General features: G+C 34.0%; 17 protein-coding genes and 1 pseudogene. 8 read left to right on the forward strand and 10 right to left on the reverse strand.

What is annotated here, in order from left to right; genetic code table 11:
- Nucleotides 1-108 precede the first annotated feature (108 nt).
- On the reverse strand, nucleotides 109-1770 hold the full coding sequence (locus AC3WOM_RS16365; protein WP_492447615.1) for a M28 family peptidase: 1662 nt from the start codon (nucleotides 1768-1770) through the stop codon (nucleotides 109-111).
- 175 nt (nucleotides 1771-1945) lie between these two features.
- On the opposite strand from AC3WOM_RS16365, the gene AC3WOM_RS16370 reads away from it, so the two are divergent.
- The 3 genes from AC3WOM_RS16370 to AC3WOM_RS16380 all read left to right on the forward strand — a co-directional run bounded on the left by AC3WOM_RS16370 (nucleotide 1946) and on the right by AC3WOM_RS16380 (nucleotide 4562).
- Nucleotides 1946-2575, forward strand: a complete 630-nt coding sequence (locus AC3WOM_RS16370; RefSeq protein WP_427539035.1) for a TetR/AcrR family transcriptional regulator — start codon at nucleotides 1946-1948, stop codon at nucleotides 2573-2575.
- Nucleotides 2576-2819: 244 nt separating this feature from the next.
- Nucleotides 2820-3917 carry a helix-turn-helix domain-containing protein gene (locus AC3WOM_RS16375; RefSeq protein ID WP_492447616.1) on the forward strand — a complete coding sequence of 366 codons (1098 nt, stop codon included), beginning with the start codon at nucleotides 2820-2822 and terminating at the stop codon, nucleotides 3915-3917.
- Between the two features lie 126 nt (nucleotides 3918-4043).
- The gene (locus tag AC3WOM_RS16380; RefSeq protein ID WP_492447617.1) at nucleotides 4044-4562 is read left to right on the forward strand and encodes a GrpB family protein; all 519 of its coding nucleotides are present in this window, start codon (nucleotides 4044-4046) and stop codon (nucleotides 4560-4562) included.
- Nucleotides 4563-5308: 746 nt separating this feature from the next.
- Here AC3WOM_RS16380 and AC3WOM_RS16385 read toward each other — a convergent pair.
- The 4 genes from AC3WOM_RS16385 to AC3WOM_RS16400 all read right to left on the reverse strand — a co-directional run bounded on the left by AC3WOM_RS16385 (nucleotide 5309) and on the right by AC3WOM_RS16400 (nucleotide 8659).
- Complete coding sequence (locus tag AC3WOM_RS16385; protein ID WP_492447619.1) at nucleotides 5309-5797, reverse strand: AraC family transcriptional regulator; 489 nt, start codon at nucleotides 5795-5797, stop codon at nucleotides 5309-5311.
- Between the two features lie 19 nt (nucleotides 5798-5816).
- The gene (locus AC3WOM_RS16390; protein ID WP_492447620.1) at nucleotides 5817-6260 is read right to left on the reverse strand and encodes a helix-turn-helix domain-containing protein; all 444 of its coding nucleotides are present in this window, start codon (nucleotides 6258-6260) and stop codon (nucleotides 5817-5819) included.
- A 284-nt stretch (nucleotides 6261-6544) separates the two neighbouring features.
- A complete protein-coding gene (ant(9), locus tag AC3WOM_RS16395; RefSeq protein ID WP_492447653.1) occupies nucleotides 6545-7351 on the reverse strand; it encodes an aminoglycoside nucleotidyltransferase ANT(9) in 807 nt (268 codons plus the stop codon).
- Nucleotides 7352-7468: 117 nt separating this feature from the next.
- Nucleotides 7469-8659, reverse strand: coding sequence for a serine hydrolase domain-containing protein (locus AC3WOM_RS16400; RefSeq protein ID WP_492447621.1), 1191 nt, complete (start codon nucleotides 8657-8659; stop codon nucleotides 7469-7471).
- An 814-nt stretch (nucleotides 8660-9473) separates the two neighbouring features.
- Here AC3WOM_RS16400 and AC3WOM_RS16405 point away from each other — a divergent pair.
- The 3 genes from AC3WOM_RS16405 to AC3WOM_RS16415 all read left to right on the forward strand — a co-directional run bounded on the left by AC3WOM_RS16405 (nucleotide 9474) and on the right by AC3WOM_RS16415 (nucleotide 11586).
- Nucleotides 9474-10427 (forward strand): helix-turn-helix transcriptional regulator, encoded by a 954-nt coding sequence (locus AC3WOM_RS16405; protein ID WP_427539052.1) that lies wholly within the window; start codon nucleotides 9474-9476, stop codon nucleotides 10425-10427.
- Nucleotides 10428-10492: 65 nt separating this feature from the next.
- Nucleotides 10493-11056 carry a GyrI-like domain-containing protein gene (locus AC3WOM_RS16410; protein ID WP_492447622.1) on the forward strand — a complete coding sequence of 188 codons (564 nt, stop codon included), beginning with the start codon at nucleotides 10493-10495 and terminating at the stop codon, nucleotides 11054-11056.
- Between the two features lie 110 nt (nucleotides 11057-11166).
- On the forward strand, nucleotides 11167-11586 hold the full coding sequence (locus tag AC3WOM_RS16415) for a DUF1801 domain-containing protein (RefSeq protein ID WP_492447623.1): 420 nt from the start codon (nucleotides 11167-11169) through the stop codon (nucleotides 11584-11586).
- Between the two features lie 192 nt (nucleotides 11587-11778).
- Here the strand turns inward: AC3WOM_RS16415 and AC3WOM_RS16420 are convergent, their stop codons facing one another.
- From AC3WOM_RS16420 to AC3WOM_RS16430, 3 genes are all read right to left on the reverse strand, one after another.
- Nucleotides 11779-12330: a GNAT family N-acetyltransferase gene (locus AC3WOM_RS16420; protein ID WP_492447624.1), complete on the reverse strand. Its 552-nt coding sequence runs from the start codon at nucleotides 12328-12330 to the stop codon at nucleotides 11779-11781.
- A gap of 12 nt (nucleotides 12331-12342) precedes the next feature.
- Entirely contained in the window at nucleotides 12343-12966 is a 624-nt protein-coding gene (locus AC3WOM_RS16425) for a TetR/AcrR family transcriptional regulator (protein ID WP_492447625.1), read from the reverse strand.
- 217 nt (nucleotides 12967-13183) lie between these two features.
- On the reverse strand, nucleotides 13184-13759 hold the full coding sequence (locus AC3WOM_RS16430; RefSeq protein ID WP_427539067.1) for a TetR/AcrR family transcriptional regulator: 576 nt from the start codon (nucleotides 13757-13759) through the stop codon (nucleotides 13184-13186).
- 156 nt (nucleotides 13760-13915) lie between these two features.
- On the opposite strand from AC3WOM_RS16430, the gene AC3WOM_RS16435 reads away from it, so the two are divergent.
- Complete coding sequence (locus AC3WOM_RS16435; RefSeq protein ID WP_492447626.1) at nucleotides 13916-15328, forward strand: MDR family MFS transporter; 1413 nt, start codon at nucleotides 13916-13918, stop codon at nucleotides 15326-15328.
- Between the two features lie 244 nt (nucleotides 15329-15572).
- Here AC3WOM_RS16435 and AC3WOM_RS16440 read toward each other — a convergent pair whose 3' ends face one another.
- Together AC3WOM_RS16440 and AC3WOM_RS16445 are read right to left on the reverse strand one after the other, a co-directional pair.
- A complete protein-coding gene (locus tag AC3WOM_RS16440; protein WP_492447627.1) occupies nucleotides 15573-16106 on the reverse strand; it encodes a dihydrofolate reductase family protein in 534 nt (177 codons plus the stop codon).
- Nucleotides 16107-16274: 168 nt separating this feature from the next.
- Nucleotides 16275-16463: pseudogene (locus tag AC3WOM_RS16445) on the reverse strand (hypothetical protein); the annotation flags it as partial.
- Here AC3WOM_RS16445 and AC3WOM_RS16450 point away from each other — a divergent pair.
- Nucleotides 16411-17079: a MerR family transcriptional regulator gene (locus AC3WOM_RS16450; RefSeq protein WP_492447654.1), complete on the forward strand. Its 669-nt coding sequence runs from the start codon at nucleotides 16411-16413 to the stop codon at nucleotides 17077-17079. The pseudogene AC3WOM_RS16445 and the gene AC3WOM_RS16450 sit on opposite strands and share 53 nt — an antisense overlap.
- Nucleotides 17080-17569: the final 490 nt, after the last annotated feature.

Raw genomic sequence — 17569 nt, forward strand, 5'->3', positions numbered from 1 at the left:
GAACGGAAATCACCTTCATTTGAATTAGTAGTATTCACAAAGAGTCCCTTGACCATTTAGTTTTTCAACACTATGAGGAGAAAAACTAAATCGTTTTTCTCCTCTTTTTTATGCCTTACCATCATCTGTCGTTAACCAATTCACGATTCCTACTATAGGGAATGTAATTAATGCTGTAATAACTACTATTATAGGTGCTATACTAATTGTTTTTGCTATATAAATCAGATACATAATTGGCGCGAGTAATAGAATACTAGTTACTGTCCATCCTGCAACTGCTACATAATGATACACACCTTTTGCCCATTTTACTTTTACTAGGATTGGTAAAAGCAACAGTAAACTAATGATTGCTGGGATAGTAAATGCGTAGCTAATACCTTTGAAAGTAAGACTCGACATCACAGCCAATACGATCCATAAAACTTGCGTACTTATGGTAAAATTCACAGTACCACACTTTTTTGAAATCCACTTCGCCAAAAAGAACGAGAGCCCAATAGCTAGTATCACCAACAATGTAAGGATCCACGAATCATAAGTACCAAACATAACTATCCCATCTTCATCTATTCCAACGTTGAATACAATTGTTAATAGACGAATTAGAAGGAAATAGAAAATGAAAATAGAGACAAGACTACCAATCGACGCTATTAAACTAAAAGTAAATCCTTTAGTCTGTATCACTTGCTTTTTAAAGCTGAAGAAGAATATTGCGACTGTTAAGAGAAGTAAAACAACCATTAATGGAATTACAAACTTTTCGGCGTACACAACTAATGTTTTTTTCATTAATGGGAAGTAAATCGCATTACCTTTACTATCTTCTAAAGCTTGAAACTCTTTTGCGTCCATCATCATAAACTTTTTCACTAAAGGAAGGGCATAATCACCAAAGTGACGAATCGTCTCCTCGTCACTATTCTCTACACGATCTATCGCTGCATGATATGCCTCTAAGCCACCCATATTTGCAAAGTTATATCCTAATTTTTTTGTTATTTTTAATTCCGTAAAATCTGTATCATTCGGCATCTTTTTATACATTTCAGAAGCAAAAGAGTATGCTACAGGGTATGGAACAATCTCCTTATACAATTGCACCAACTTTAAATCATTTGAACTCGTTTCAAACATAATCGGTACCCCTGTATTACCTCTTGCTTCGAAGTTTAGCATAACACGTACTTCGTCTAAAATATCCGTTCGATCATGTAAAGCACTCGCTCCGAGTAAACCTTGCTCCTCACCGTCTGTTAAAACAAAATAAATTGTATTTTTAGGTGCTGGCATTTGTTTTAAAGCTCTTGCTGCCTCCATAATTGTGACAACGCCGTAACCATCATCTGATGCTCCAGGAGTTTCTATTTCAGAATCATAATGAGCTGTTAATAAAATCGCATTATCATCACCGGATGTTCCTTGGATTTTTGCAATAATATTTTCAACGTTCTCTGCACCTATTGCTATAGCATACTCCCCACCACTTATATCCTTCACTTGCTTCGATTGAATTTCAACTGGAATATCTATATTTTGAAAGTGTTTGACAATAAAGTCTCTTACCTTTTTATTCGCAGAAGAGCCTATAGGATGTGGTTCCTTTGCTACTTCTTTTAAATAATTAAGAGCTCGGTCAGATGAAAAATCCTTTTCTGTTTCCCCTACTTCTTCTTGAGAAGGACTTAAAAATTGACTAAAACTTATAAAAGACGTTAACAATGCAAGTAATATCGCAAAAATAAGTAACTTTCTTTTTTTCATCTATTCCCCTCTCCTTATCTATTACTTGAAATGAAGTTTCATACAAACACTTCTAACACTTAAAACTAACCGAACGGTCAATAAAATTGTACTCAAAACTAACCAATCGGTCAAGTAATTTAATTTATGATATAATGATAAAAAATGTAACAACCATTCTCTAGGAGGTACTCTAATGATTGATGGTAGGGAAAAAAAGGGAAATAAAACAAAAGAGGCATTGCTAAATGCTACTATTTCTTTAATTGCAGAAAATGGTATAGAGGCGTTAAGTGCTAGCAGCATTGCAAAGAGAGCCAATGTTAGTAAAGCAAGTGTATTTCATCACTTCGGTTCTATGGAAACAATTCAACAAGAGGCTTTTATTTTATCTGATATACTCATGAATGAAGCTTTAGAACAAATTTATAATGAATCTAAAGAAACAGATTCTTTTTCTGATATTATGCTAAAATATTTTCTTTTTTTTATTGATGAAAAAAATAAAGAATACTTACATCTAATTAATGTTCAATTACAATTTGTAGTGAAATCTTCATACGATAAAGAGTTTGATGATCTTATCTTCAATCAAGACAGAGATAAGACACCGTTTGATTTATTTGAGGTTTTATTAAATGATTTTTATGGGGATCAATTAACTCCTTCTGACATTGAGCTAATAAATGATTTAATAGTTACTTATTTAAATGGATTTGCGACTTTTTTAATCTCTTTGGAAGACAGAGAATGGATTATTTCATTATGGAAAGAACAAATTAAAATGACTGAAATCTATATTCAATCCCTTATCGACAAGAAATAATTTAAAAGTAAACTTACAAAACGCGCGATGTGCATGATAAAAAGCATTCACTCAAAGGAGAAGTAAGATACACATTAATTCGACAAACTGACGAATCTATTAATACGTATATTGATAGATTCGTTCTTTATTTAGTTTCTTCAATTTCATCTTAATGATAAATTCGGTTCATTCAAAAAGCACAACGAATATCAAAACCCCTTTTTAATTCTTCACTATAATTAAAAATAGGGAGTGATACATGATGAACAATATGATTCAAGATATGATTGATTGGATTGAAGAGCATTTGTTTGAGGGGTTTTCTTTGATAAAATTAAGTGAAGCAATGGGCTACTCTTCTTATTACTGTTCCTTTAAATTTCATCAAATAACAGGAATCAGCATTAAACGATATAGGACCCTTAGAAAAACATATCTTTCTTCAATCGCCCTTATTGAAACAGATGAAAGGATTATTGAGATAGCAATAAAACATGGCTATTCGTCCCAAGAAGCGTTTTCCAGGGCGTTTAAGGAAATAATAGGTGTTAGCCCCAATGCCTTTCGTTTATGTCCTGAGCCATTGCAATCATATGTAAAACTCACTATGAATGAAGCGAGGAGTTATTATATGGACATTTCAAAAAAATTAAGAATTGAAGATTTACAAAAGCGAATAGATGTGTATTTTGATCACGAGGTATTGAACATTTTAAATGGACAACGGATGTATGAAGAATTTAGTTCCCAACAATTAATGGGAAAAAGCGATTATGCACCTTTTAATGAAGCGATGTGTGTAAATGACACTGTTAGAACAATTTTTAGCGACTCATTCAAAGAAATTCGAGCAAAGGGGCATCAAGTCTCATTAGCAGAATATGAAGCAATTACAGTTGCGCCACTCTTAAACAGTTTATTTTTGAAAAATTATCAATGTATCGTTCTTTGGTTTGGTGAAGATATGTTCTGCCAGATGAATTTATTAACCATTTTAGCTTATTTAGAACAAATATCATTTAAAGGGACTATTTATTATCATGCAGTTAGAGAGGAAACGTATGATGTGAAAGAAAGCGAAATAACATTAAGTAACTATTATGATATTTATGAGGCAGTGTTATTAGACCATCGTATGCCCGAAGTAGAATTGATGCCTGTTATGTATCAGGGAATCAAATTGTATTTAGGACTTTTAGAAAAGGATAATGAAATTACAAAATATATTCAAACACATCAAAATCTACCTCACAATGAAATCGTTCGAAACCTACTACACCTCTTCCCCCAATACGGTCTAGGGGACTCTCAATATTTAAAATTAATGAAAGCAACGATAAGGAGGAAAGGTGACTGGTGAGGAGTGCAGCATAGCTCTTTACTCCCACTTTTTATTTACAAAAATTCACAAAATCATTCATTGACAACACATTAAATTTTATATATCTTGTAATAATGCACAAAATAAGAGAATGGGGTGTATTGAATGATAATAAAAGTTGTAGATTATAATCAGAATTGGATCAGCGACTATCAAAAAGAGGAGCATTCTATTAGGACTATCCTTCAAGAAGAATTAGTGAAAAGTTTTCATATCGGAAGCACATCAGTTCCAGGTCTAAAAGCAAAACCAATTATTGATATTTTACTAGTAGTCAATGATATTCATAAGTTAGATTCATTTTCTAATCAATTTCAAGAGATCGGCTATGAAGTTATGGGGGAATTCGGGATAACTGGAAGGAGATATTTCCGCAAAGGTGGCGCTCATCGCACACACCAAATTCACGCTTTTCAATATAACAAAATCGAAGAAATTGAAAGACATTTAGCATTTAGAGATTACCTTCGAGAGCATCCCGAAGTGTGTAGGCAGTATGGGGAATTAAAGAGCCAACTCGCCAAAGAATATCCAAATGATATAGAAGGCTATGGAGATGGGAAAGACGATTTTGTAAAGAATGTTGAAAAAGATGCTATAAAATGGTATTGGACTGTCCGTTAGTATTGGTTGAGCTGAAAAGGATTTTTTTATTTTGCTTATATGACTGCTATTAGCATAATAACCTTTTACCTATTATTACCGGCTATATTTGTACAGAAGAAAAATACTATATTTCTTCTGTTTCTTCACAGATACTCACCGCTGTTTTATGAATTAGTTTTGCGGTTAGGGTTATTAGATTTAATTTTTTCCACTAAAAACTGCTATAAAATCTCCTTTGAGAGTAACAAAAAAATACTTCTACTACATTTGTAATTTTTCTCATAATCCATTCTAGAAATGTTTCTTTACAAAATAAGTATTCTTATTGATTAACCAGTTTTATCCATTATGTTAAATTAGAAGAAACTGATTTCCGCTACGGGCTACTCACCTTGTCGCTGACGCTTCATTTTCGCGCAGAGCAAGGCTGCGAGCGAGCGTCGAGCCGCTTCCTCCGCTAAAGGAACAAAGGCTAAATGCGTCACGTCCTGTGACAACTTCGTGACCAACAAATGTTTAACAACAACAGAGCAAGCTCATTAAAATGTTTAGCGATTCTGTGAACTTTGATAGTGGAGCAGAGGAATCATTTACAAATATTGTCTAATTATCGCTACAAAGCTCATGTGTAAAGTTACAGGAGTGGCTAAAGAGAAGTAAAACAAAAGGACTAGCATATATGAAATTTAATCATAAACGCAAGTCCTTTCCTTATTAAGTTAAAATCCCTTTATTTTAAGTGGATTTATTCACATATTGTATTTTTACTCAATAGGAACATAAATATCTGTCTTGCTCTTAGCTTTGAAGTTTTTTGGTGGCTCAGTAACGTATAATTCAAATGGGAATGAATCTCTTAGTGTGTATTCGCTGTTAGTCCGTAACAAATCAGAATAAGCATATTTCCAAGCTTCTTCATACTCACCCAACGTTAGGTCATAATGTAATACTGCATATTTTCCACCAAAAATCATCGTACCGATTTGTCCTTCTTCTTCAATCACCGCATCTAATGGAACCGTCATTGCTACGCTAGTTCGTAAATTTTTTGAATCAGTTACGAAAGGGTTGTCATGGTATATAGTTATTACCTTTGTGACATTCTCTTTGACTAAATCATATTTATTTGCGAATTTGAATAGTTCATTGAACATCTTGCGACTATTTTTTCTATACTCGACATAATTTCCTTTAAAGCGTACATAGATTACTTTCATTTCTATATTTTCTACTGTGATCGTTGGTTTTTCCATTAATATCATCTCCTTTAACTTAAGTATAGGGGAGACTATCTGTTATTTCTTGTCGTTTCTTGCTTTTGTATTCTAATGGAGACATTCCAAAATACTTCTTAAAAGATTTGTTGAAGGTACTCGCATCATTGTAACCATATTGGAGAGCAATATCTGTGATGCTTAAATCCTTGCGGACAGTGAGGAATATTCCCGCTCGCTCCACTTTTATTCTGGTAACAAACTGTTTCACCGTCTCGTCACTGTTTTTGCTAAATATACGATGGAAATGATATTTGGACATAGCTGCATTATTTGCTAATTCATCTAGTGAGATTTTTTCACTCAGATGGCTTTCAATATAATCTTCAGATTTGTTCACCAATCGAATGTATTCATCCATGTCTTCACGCCAATCAAGTCTTTTATTCATCATAACACATGTGTTGATTAACCTAGGAAAGTAATAATCTTGTTTATTCAAGTATGACAATCTTAAATAGATTGAAATTTTAACTCTTAATTTAAATTCAAACCACTATATTCACACTATATTTTAACATAAATATTAAAATTCCCTTTTAAGAAGTTGTTCAATATTAAATTATTGTCCTACTATAGGTTTGTAATAAAGTTTGATTTAAAGCACCTCCCAAGCTCACAATTTACTATAAAAAAAAGAATCCATTTTCCGTTTTGATAAAAAGATTGTGAAAATGGATTCTTTCTTTTTGAAGATTGTTCAATAAAATGTGTACAAAATTTCTATTATTGTTTTCGCTTTTCCTCGGTTTGACTAAGACAAGTTTCTATAGAATTTTTCATATGATAAACGAGCTCTGTCACCTCAGAATCCAGTCCTTCCCATTTATCAACATATTCTCCTAGATATGCTTTTCTGGCTAAGTTGAGTAAAGTCGAATATTCTTTGGGTAACCGAGGTAAAGCCCATTTTGCAGCCACATCTTTTGGAGAAATTTCACCAATAGACACTGTCTGCCACATTCGAGCCAAGGTTAAAATTACATTACGCTCATCACCTTTGATACCCTCAATCAACCCTGGCAAAGACTCCTTAATCGCTCTTCGAATATCTATCATCGGAACGGGATCAAGTATATCTGAAGCATTAGGACCAAATAGAGAAATGCTATTCTTGCTCACTTGTGCTAAAACAATAGCCAAATCAGGGTCATAGGTTGGTTCCTGGATTTGTCCTTTCTCAAACTCACTTCTGAGCCACTCACCATAGATAAATTCATTTTTGGGTGGATATCGCCAAGGTACGACATCGCTATGGTTTATCACCGTAACTTCAAGTGGTCTCATAGATTCTGTATTCCCTATCTTTCCAGATATAGTCATTAGTTTGTCCGTTAGTTTTTTTAGGGTTCCTTCAGGTAAACTATGATTCACGACCACTAGGATATCTACATCACTGTTAATGTGTAAACCACCATTAACTGCAGAACCAAATAAAAATACCCCGACTATCGAACTTCCAAGCAACTCCTCTACGATTTTTAATGCTTGCATAGCTTGCTTTGGAATTTCTTCATTACTCAAATCGCTCACCAACTACAAAATCTCCCCTCTAATTATGTTCACATAATGTACGTTTATATTGGTTTTATTGGTATTCAATTAAATGGATTGATTACTGAATTAAAGAAACAAATGAATAATTAATTTTTACTTAATTGGGCAATTTATCAACAAGTTTACTAATTCATCATATTTCTCTCCATCCAAACTAGAGTTGTCCGTGTTTATAAAAGTTATTATGCCTACGTTGTTTAAATTTACATACATAGATGTATCTACTCCGGGATCACTGCCGGTATGTCCCCAGACCTTTTCGCCATTATAACTCCAGAATAATCCTATATTTTCATCAGTTTCTTTACATTCTGGAGGAACATTAGTGTCGTTAAATTGTTTTTGCAGCATTAAATCAATGCTTTTCGCGGTAATAAATGTATCTTGTCTTTTCATTACAGCTTGCAAATATTTCGATAGATCATTTACTGTTGTCATAACCCCGCCGTCGGGATATGTAATTAACTCATAAGCAGGCAATGGCTCAAGCGTGGCACCCATGGATTCCGTATGGTTGGTAAAATCAATCCTCAGTTTAGAATAATCTAAAGCTATGTTTGCTGGAGTGAATTCATCCCTATTCCATCCGCTGCTGCTCATAGACAGCTTTTTAAATATATTTTTCCTGACATAATCGGCATATGTCATCTTGCTTCTTACTTCGATACAGTATCCTGCAAGCGCAGACCCTATATTGCTGTAAGAAAAGCTTGTCCCTGGTTTTTTGTTTGAGAAATTGTCCTTTGAATACCATTTGCCCTCAGGATTTAGATAGTTATATAAGAAATCTTTCAAGGTCATATTCTTGGCGCCATAAGCACTGTATGAATTGATATATTTAGTGTCGTCATCCTTTATTCCGGATGTATGTGAAGCAAGATTTTTTAAAGTAATTTTCTCATTTGAGAAATATGGGTTTACTACTTTGAAAGGAAGTATGACATTGATATCTTCATCTAGGCTAATCAAGCCATCTTCCTGAGCTTTTGCCAATGATCCCCCAATAAAGGTTTTACTTATAGAAGCGATATTGGTAACTGTGTCCAACGTGTAAGGAATTTTCTTTTCAATATTGGCATAACCGATTTCTTTCTTGTATAATACTTTATCTTTGGTAAATACAAGTACAGCTACGCCTGGAACTTTAAGCGATTCAAAAAGTGATGTCAGTTGGTTGTCGAATTGCTGCTTTTCTTTAGATACAGTAACATCAGCAGATTCTTTTTTCTCCTTTTCAGTTGAATTCAAGATGTATCCTGATCCAAAACCAGGCAGTTGAGACATACGAAAAACCTCCGTTTATTATTGTTATTGTTGTTTTTTTAAAAGATACTTCAACTAGTTTTCTTTCGTTTGTGCACAATCGCTCACTAATAATTAATATGCATAGCCCAACTGCACTAGGAAATTTATCCAATTCCTCATATGATATCTCCAGTTTTTTATACGCCAGCCCTATAAGCCTTGTTCCTCTCCTTTCAGACTTTGCCTTAGTCTTTAGTAACAACTTCACCTCTTGCAAAGAGTACACACTACTAGCTCTAGTTGGAGTATGGCCACACTATAATCCATCACACAGTGTGAAACTCAAGCCTTCACCAAGTTGTTCTTTTCGTTATAAAGAAAAAGCACAAGATCAAAATAAGTCCATTTGCCAGTTAGCCAATTATAAAAAGAATAAGCCGTTTAGAATTCATCCAAGAAAATAGCTAATAAAATACCCAGAACTGATTAAAATGCTAAAAACATTATTCCGCTAAATGGTCCCTACATGCGATATTGGGAAAGCCGTAGTCCCACACGCTGCCTTTGAGAAAGTAATACAAAAAACTGAAAAATAGATAACTAATCAAAGGCAATTGAAATAGATTTATAATCCAAGTTATCTTACAATATATAGTATCTATAAAAAGTGTAAAATATTTTAACATTTAGGTTCGCACTTCATCTAAGTGATATGTATTTTTTTTTAGCATATTAGAGATGGTTATTATTCTTATAATTCCAAACCTTGAGGTTAAGACTCATCTTGTCAAATATCTCAGACATCTCAAATAAATAGTTTCTTGCTTATTCATTGAAATGGAGGTTACATATTTTGAAACTGGAAAGACTCTTATCCATCATTATTCTACTGCTGAACCGTCGTATGGTGCAGGCTAAGGAGTTGGCGGAACGGTTTGAGGTATCCATTCGAACGATATACCGAGATATTGACGCAATTAATGCAGCTGGCATCCCGATCGTCACCTACCAAGGAACAAACGGTGGCATTGGTTTGTCAGAAGGTTACCGCTTGGATCGAAATATACTAACAAATGACGAGCTTGCTGCTATCGTTACTGCCCTCCGTAGTATCTCCACTTCATATGACAAAGAGCAACATCAACGACTAGTAGAAAAAATAAATAGTGTCGTACTGCCAGCACATGAAGAAGAATTTCAACATAAGACAAATCGCTTACTAATCGATTACTCTCCTTGGGGTGGTAGTAAACATCTCCGTCTGAAACTACAACTGTTAGACGAAGCATTAGATAGCTGTGTATTAGTTAACTTCACCTATTCTAATGCTGAAGGTGAAGTTTCCCAGCGAATAGTAGAGCCTCATATGCTCATTCTCAAAGGAAGACAATGGTATCTACAAGCTTATTGTTTAGAGAAAGAACAGTTCCGCCTTTTTAAACTAAAAAGAATGAAAGAGCTCAGAATAGACCATGAAAGAACCTTCATTCGTCGAAATCCCGCTAATCAGAAGCATATTGAAGGCAAGAGTAAATTCAAACCATCAAATGTACCAGAAGTTGTCTTTCGATTCCAGGGTGAAGCTCGTCATATAGCAGAAGAATGGTTTGGCATTGAAGAACTTTTGCCAGTTGAGGATGGAAGTTGGTTAGTAAAAAAGGCGTATCCTGAAAATGAATGGCTCTATAGTTTCATTCTTAGCTTAGGACATCATGTAGAGGTGCTTGAGCCTCAACATTTACGGAAAATCATTGCTAGTCGTGCTGCAAAAATAGCAAAAATTTATAAAAATGATCATGCAACTTGACAGTCAGTTGTCAGGTTTGTTGTTTTATACTGGGTTCATTCTATAAATAAGGAGAATGATTAAAGTTGAAACAAAACGAACAAAAAAGTATGACTGGATGGGAACATATATCGTCTAAAGACAAAATTACTACAAAACAAATTGAATCTACCCGAATTGAGGAATTACCCTCCTTCACGTTAGCTGGAATTAGTACCGTTACAACAAATGAAGCCGAACAAAGCAAAGATGGCAAAATTGGTAAGTTATTTGAACAGTTTCATTCTCAAAATATTGGTAAAAAGCTAGGTGTTAATATACAAGAGGTTGGTCATTATAGCTGTTACTTCAACTATGAACAGGGCGATGCGGGACTTTATGAAGTAATGGTTAGCGTACATGTACAGGAATCATTGCAGCTTCAAAAGCTAGATATGATAAAAGTATTTACTGTTCCTGCTGCAAAATATGCTGTATTTGTCACTAAACGAGGACCAATTATAGAGATGGTACAGCGTGCTTGGGCTGATATTTGGCAATGGTCACAACAGCCAGGCAATAACCGAGCATTCACAGGTGATTTTGAATATTATAGCAAGGATATTAATCCAGAGGTTGGACAAGCAGAAATTTATATTTCGATAAAATAGCTTTTATGAAACATCAGTCAACTTGAATCACTTTTAGAAATTTCGATAGAGTAAAGTACCTAAAAATATTTGTTGGACTAGTTTGTAATTCTAAAAAAGGAATGATCAATATGAGTGCAATTGAAAACACTAAGGTGGAGGAAGTATTCGAACAGTATCCTGAACATATTCAGTCGAGACTATTGATTCTTCGTCAGTTAATTTTGGATACGGTAATAGAGATTGAAGGCGTTAATCATGTGGATGAAACGCTAAAATGGGGAGAGCCTAGTTATATCACAAAAAAAGGCAGTACAATTAGAATAGGCTGGAAACAGTCAAACCCAGATCAATATGCCATGTATTTTAACTGTAATACAATGCTAGTTGATACGTTTAAAGAGATTTATAGTGATTTATTCAACTATGAAGGTAATCGAGCAATTGTATTTGCTGTGAATGATGAAATACCAGTAGATGAATTAAAACAGTGTATTGCATTGGCACTCACTTATCATACTCGAAAGCATCTACCAATGCTCGGGATATAAACATTTTTATAAGATATCTTTTTTGGTAAAGTATGGTGATGTTTATATTTTTTAGCAAGTCAAAAAGGAGTGAGCTGTATCTTAGCTCACTCACTACTTGTCTTAATGTTTTGTTTTTATAGCAACCTTTGATCCTTTTGTTGTTCCAACGTCACTCCATTCCTGCTCCTCTATTTGACGGTGGAATAATTTTTACACATTCTTTACTTGTTTCTCAAAGTATTCATTTTGCAAAATCCCCATATGAATGATGTCATGCCATTCACCATCTCTAAATAGACTTTGTCTACTGCTTCCTTCCTGTTGAAAACCAATCTTATTGTACAAATGAATAGCTCTATCATTAAACGAAAATACTTTAAGGTAAACACGGTGAAGATTCATTTCGTAAAAAGCATAATGCAGCAGTAATTCCAAGCTCTCTGAACCAAATCCTTTTCCCCAATATTTCTTTTCCCCAATGTCAATTATACATTCAGCATTTCTATTTTTATAATCAATGTTGATTAATGATACAATGCCAATTGGTATTTCATTTCCTTTTTCAAGCATGATGTAGCTCTTGGCTGTATGAGATCCTAAAATAACATGATCTACAAATTCTTTAGTTTCTTCCATCGGATAAACATCTAAAGATGGGTTAGTGGAATGCATAACTTCCACATCATTTCTCCATTTGTGATATAGTTCTGTATCTTCCTTTGTCATTTTTCTTAGTCTTACTCTTGATGATTCAAACAACATAAAATTCACTCCTTATTTTGCGGATTTTGGATTAATTAATTTTTCTAAAGAGAAAAGTAAGACGGATAACTGATCCTTTACTTTTGTTTGTTCATGTCCCAGTTGAAACGTATCCAACATTAAACCGTTTATAAATGACAGGATATACCTAGCAATAGAATGAGTAGATTGTTGAAGTCTAAATTCTCCCTTACGCATACCTTCATTTAATACTTCTTCTATAGCTTCAGTAGTTCGATTGTAGCGTTCAGAAATGTAAGGGAAATTATCTTTATTATTTGCGTAATTATATGATAAAAAGAATTCCGCCTTTGCATAGACCAATGTTTGGTCAATTGCCTCAATATAAATTTGCTGTTCTTCAATCCAGTTTTTTAATTGTGGCCAAAGTGGGCCTTCCTTAGATGGCACAAAATATTGAATGTCTTTTTGATCATCATGTTTTAAAACTTCGATAAAAACATGATTAATATTATTGAAATAACTATACAATGCACCTCTGGATATTCCAGCTTTGTCCATAATATCTTGCATAGATGTACGAACAAAACCCTTCTCGATAAACACCTTCTTGGCTGCTTCTATCAGCTCCCTTTCTCTCTCTTTTTTATATTCTTCACTAACTTTTGGTACCATAAGCCACCTCCTTAATGAGTGACAAAATGCAAATAAAAAACTATACACTATCGTCGTTTATATTTCATATTATACCGACATCAGTGTATAGTTTCAACCTTTTATATTAAAATAACATGTGCAACAGTCATAAAAATCCACAATATTCTGTAAAATAATGTGGTTAATCAGCACATTTTGGATGGTTTTATGGTTATAGAGGGTCTAATTGTTGTGATTATTTTAGTGCCTCATTATTATTAAGCAGGCAATTTTCAAATATATTCCCATTCACTAATGTATGAAAATATTCATCTAGTTGCTCTACGCTTACTCGATTCGGATTTTTACGCACCCATTCGCTTAAAGCAACCATTGTAGCCACATGGAATTCAGCTAACAAATCATGCGGAATATCAATGGTTTTAGAATTTTGAATAAATTTTAATGAGTCCTTTTTCAGTAATCGCATAGAGTAAGTTGTCATACAGTCAAAGAAAAGCTCATCACCTCGTTGTGCATGAACTAGCTTATCGGATTTGGAGTCTTCAAAGAATTCACTGGACCAAAAAAATGGCTGTAAAATTCTTTTTTCCAATGGAATATCCCAATAGCCCTCCATAATTTCATTTAATCCATACTCTAGCAATCTAAATTTGTCATCGAAATGTTTATAAAACGTAGAACGATGAACCATTGCCTTTTCGCAGATTTGATCGACTGTCAATTTAGAAAACAATATCTTCTTTTCTGTCATAAGGTCAAACATTGCTTTCCATAGCAATTGCATGGAGCGACGTTTTCTTAAATCCATCCGCATTCACCTTCCTTTTAATCAATTACTCCAACATTTATTCAATTTTGTCTCCTAACTACCCAAAGTAGAAAAATTGACTATATTTCACTATGAAATATACTTCTATAATTGAAAACGCAACAACTACATTTGTATGAGAGGAAGGAACACTACATGAACTTACATTTGCAAAATGTAAAACGAACACCCATCATGGTTGCTCTAATGACGGGAGCATTCGTAGCAACATTAAACGAAACATTACTAGGAAATGCCTTGCCTGTTCTAATGAATGAATTCCATGTTGGGGCAACTACAATACAATGGCTAACTGCAGCTTACCTGCTCGTTGTTGGCGCACTAATTCCTGTAACAGCTTTAATTCAACAATGGTTTACTACGAGACAACTTTTTTTCATGTCAATGATTACCTTTTTAATTGGTACAATTATCGCTGCATTGGCACCTACTTTTATGCTGCTGCTAGTTGGCCGTATAGTTCAAGCCATTGGTACGGGATTAATCATCCCGCTACTGATGAATACGTTGTTAATGATTTACCCTGCTGAAAAACGAGGTTCCATTATGGGTGTGCTATTTTTAATATTTACATTTGCCCCTGCTATCGGACCTACCCTTTCAGGCGTTATTGTTGAGGCATTGGATTGGCGCTGGCTATTCTATATCGTTATTCCAATTACACTGCTCTCCATTATCATTGGGTATTATTATCTTGTCAATGTAACAGAACTCACAAAATCCAAAGTTGATCTTCTTTCCATTATTTTATCAACATTAGGTTTTGGTGGTGTAGTGTATGGTTTTAGTGCTTCAGGTAATGATGGTTGGTCTGACCCGCAAGTTTATTGGCCAATTGTTATTGGAAGTCTGGCACTGATTATATTTGTAGTTCGTCAACTACGTATTTCAAACCCAATTTTGGAATTACGTACATTCAAATTTCCGATGTTCTCACTCTCTATTATGCTTTTAATTGTTGTAATGATGTCGATGTTCGCAACGACTACCTTACTACCAATGTTTATGCAGAGTGTGTTACTTGTGACAGCTTTTCAGTCGGGTCTCACTATGTTGCCTGGAAGTGTCGTCAACGGTTTAATGTCACCTATTACAGGAAAATTATTTGATAGATTTGGCGCTAGAATCATTATTATTCCTGGTCTACTAATTGTCAGTATTGCGATGTATCTCTTTACAAAATTCACACTTGAATCGACAACCTTGCAAATAACCTTAACTCATTGCTTGTTAATGCTGGGAGTTGCGCTCGTTCTAGTTCCTGTTCAAACATATGGTCTGAATCAAATTACGCCAGAATACTATCCACATGGATCAGCGATTTTTAGTACATTGCAGCAAGTTGCCGGAGCGATTGGTACATCCTTGTTTATCGCTACGATGTCTGCACGCTCCCGTAGTCATCTAGAGCAGTCTGCTGATCAAAATGATGTAGCCCAACAATTAATAGCATCTGTTTCAGGGTATAGCGACACGTTCATGTTAGGCTTTGTAATTTCTATGATTGCCGTAGTACTATCCCTATTCCTTAGAAAAAATAAAAAATAAAACAAGTGAATTGAACTCTAAATTTCAAGGACTGCTTTGAAAATTTATCAAAGCAGTCTTTAAAAATAGAGGTTAAGCTCTGTCCCCTAAAAAACCATACTATTTTACTATGTCAAATCTTGTCGTAGTAAAAAATAGTGTTTTTAAATGTAAAAGAACAACTTCACTCACGGGCAAAGTTGTCCTAATTAGTGTTGTAATACAAAAAGCTTGGTTTAAGGAATCTATTGCACACCCAAATATGCTATTTCTTGTCCTGCTTCACTTTATAATGCATCTGTACGAACTGACCATACCGTTTAGTATCAATTAAAATTAAATCGATTTGTGGATTTTTTTCTTTAAACAACGGAATACCAGAGCCAAGTATATGAGGTGTAACAGTAATAATATACTCGTCAATTAAATTTTCCTTTATAAAAGCATCAAGTATACCCGCTCCACCAACCATCCATATTTTAGAACCCTGTTGTTCCTTTAACTTTCTCGTAAACTCTACTACATCTTCATTGACAAACTCCACATATTCATTTGAATCTTTTTCAGAATTACTGAAGACATAGCATTTCTTTTCAGGATATGGGAAAGATTCTGAGTTTTTCATCACATAATCATAAGTCTTTTTCCCCATGATCGTTGTATCTATTGATTGATACATATCTTCATATCCCGCATCACCCTCTCCTTCTGTCTCAGTTAACCATTGTAAGTCATTGTCTTCCTTTGCAATAAATCCATCTAAGCTTGTAGCAATGTATAATACTACTTCACGTGACATACGATAATCTCTCCTTTTATGTTATATACTTTCCTTATTATCAAGGAACAAAACTATTTTAACCATAAAACATGACAAGTAATGGCATGTTTAAATAAAAAAGAGAAAATTTTTTAAGATTACATTATCATTTTAGAAAATCGTTTTTATATTTCTTTAGAAGGGTTTCCCCAACAATATGAAGGGCTCATCTTTTGCTACAAGAGAATTTGCTGCAAAAATTGCTCCGCCCCCAATAGTTACATCAGGCATAATGGTTACATCTTTTCCTATCCACACATCATTCCCAATAATTGTATCGCCCTTGAGTGGGAGCATATCCAATGCTGGAGTATGTTTTTCGCAACCATTCCCGAAACCAGCATATTTAGATAAAGAAAATCGTTATAGATATTATGCAACCTCTCAATTAGAAGATGTTCTATTTATCCAAAGACTTAAAGAATATGATTTCTCATTAAATGAGATTAAAGCAGTTATCGCTGATAGCCAGTTCCTTAAACCATTGATTGAGATGGAAATTTATGAAACTACCCAATTAATGCAAAAATACTCCTATTTGCTAACTCGGATGAAGACAGATGTAAATAACTTAACTAAGGGAGGAAATTTAATGTTGAATGCAAGGAATTTTGTCGTAGAGATTGTAGATAATCAGAAAATGAATATTTTTTATATCAGAAAGAAAATGAATGTTAAGGATTATGGGAATGTTCTTGGTGAGTTATTCATACAAATTAGAGCAAAAAAACTTACTCCAGTGGGCCCACCAATGACATTTTTTCATAGCGAAGACTATATCCCAGAAAATTATGATATGGAAATTGCAGTTCCTGTTTTAGAAAGCAACGAGGGTTCCAGAATTTGCGAACCCCATAAATGTGCAAAAGTAAATTATATTGGCTTATATGATGAAGTGCCAAAAGTATATGTACAACTACAAAATGGATTGATGAACATAATTTTAAATTAGCGGGTGTTCCATTCGATATATACATGACAGATCCGAATACCACTTCACCAGAAAAAAACGAAGTTGCAGTATTTTTCCCAATAGAGAGCAAATAGTACAGATAAAACTTATTCTAAACAGATAACCAACACAGTCGTCTGTTTTTTTTTTACAAAAAAGCCCACTATCTATGAAGATAACAGGCTTACACTTATTTATACCTTATTTTGTTAATACAAATTTCTTCTCTTTGCCGTATACATACTTTTCAATATTCGACTGTTCAAAACCTAGGTTCTTTAATACTTCTTCAAATTTACTATCAAAACAAAGACACTCAGAAAATGAGTGTTAGAATTAAAATATTGTTTGGATTAAAGTTTTATAAAATTTTTCATTAATTTCAACTAAGGATTTTTTCCCGTCAGTAAACTCAATTGCTATAACATGTATACCCTTATTTTTCGCTAAAGCTTGCACAATTTGGAATGGGTTATCTATATCTCATTTA

The sequence above is a fragment of the Lysinibacillus sp. FW301-JW8 genome, assembly GCF_058788755.1.

Excerpts from the sequence above, each read along its gene's own strand:
- AC3WOM_RS16365 (WP_492447615.1), bottom strand. The coding sequence starts at position 1,770 with ATGAAAAAAAGAAAGTTACTTATTTTTGCGATATTACTTGCATTGTTA.
- AC3WOM_RS16370 (WP_427539035.1), top strand. The coding sequence starts at position 1,946 with ATGATTGATGGTAGGGAAAAAAAGGGAAATAAAACAAAAGAGGCATTG.
- AC3WOM_RS16375 (WP_492447616.1), top strand. The coding sequence starts at position 2,820 with ATGAACAATATGATTCAAGATATGATTGATTGGATTGAAGAGCATTTG.
- AC3WOM_RS16380 (WP_492447617.1), top strand. The coding sequence starts at position 4,044 with ATGATAATAAAAGTTGTAGATTATAATCAGAATTGGATCAGCGACTAT.
- AC3WOM_RS16385 (WP_492447619.1), bottom strand. The coding sequence starts at position 5,797 with ATGGAAAAACCAACGATCACAGTAGAAAATATAGAAATGAAAGTAATC.
- AC3WOM_RS16400 (WP_492447621.1), bottom strand. The coding sequence starts at position 8,659 with ATGTCTCAACTGCCTGGTTTTGGATCAGGATACATCTTGAATTCAACT.
- AC3WOM_RS16415 (WP_492447623.1), top strand. The coding sequence starts at position 11,167 with ATGAGTGCAATTGAAAACACTAAGGTGGAGGAAGTATTCGAACAGTAT.
- AC3WOM_RS16420 (WP_492447624.1), bottom strand. The coding sequence starts at position 12,330 with ATGTTGTTTGAATCATCAAGAGTAAGACTAAGAAAAATGACAAAGGAA.
- AC3WOM_RS16425 (WP_492447625.1), bottom strand. The coding sequence starts at position 12,966 with ATGGTACCAAAAGTTAGTGAAGAATATAAAAAAGAGAGAGAAAGGGAG.
- AC3WOM_RS16430 (WP_427539067.1), bottom strand. The coding sequence starts at position 13,759 with ATGGATTTAAGAAAACGTCGCTCCATGCAATTGCTATGGAAAGCAATG.
- AC3WOM_RS16435 (WP_492447626.1), top strand. The coding sequence starts at position 13,916 with ATGAACTTACATTTGCAAAATGTAAAACGAACACCCATCATGGTTGCT.
- AC3WOM_RS16440 (WP_492447627.1), bottom strand. The coding sequence starts at position 16,106 with ATGTCACGTGAAGTAGTATTATACATTGCTACAAGCTTAGATGGATTT.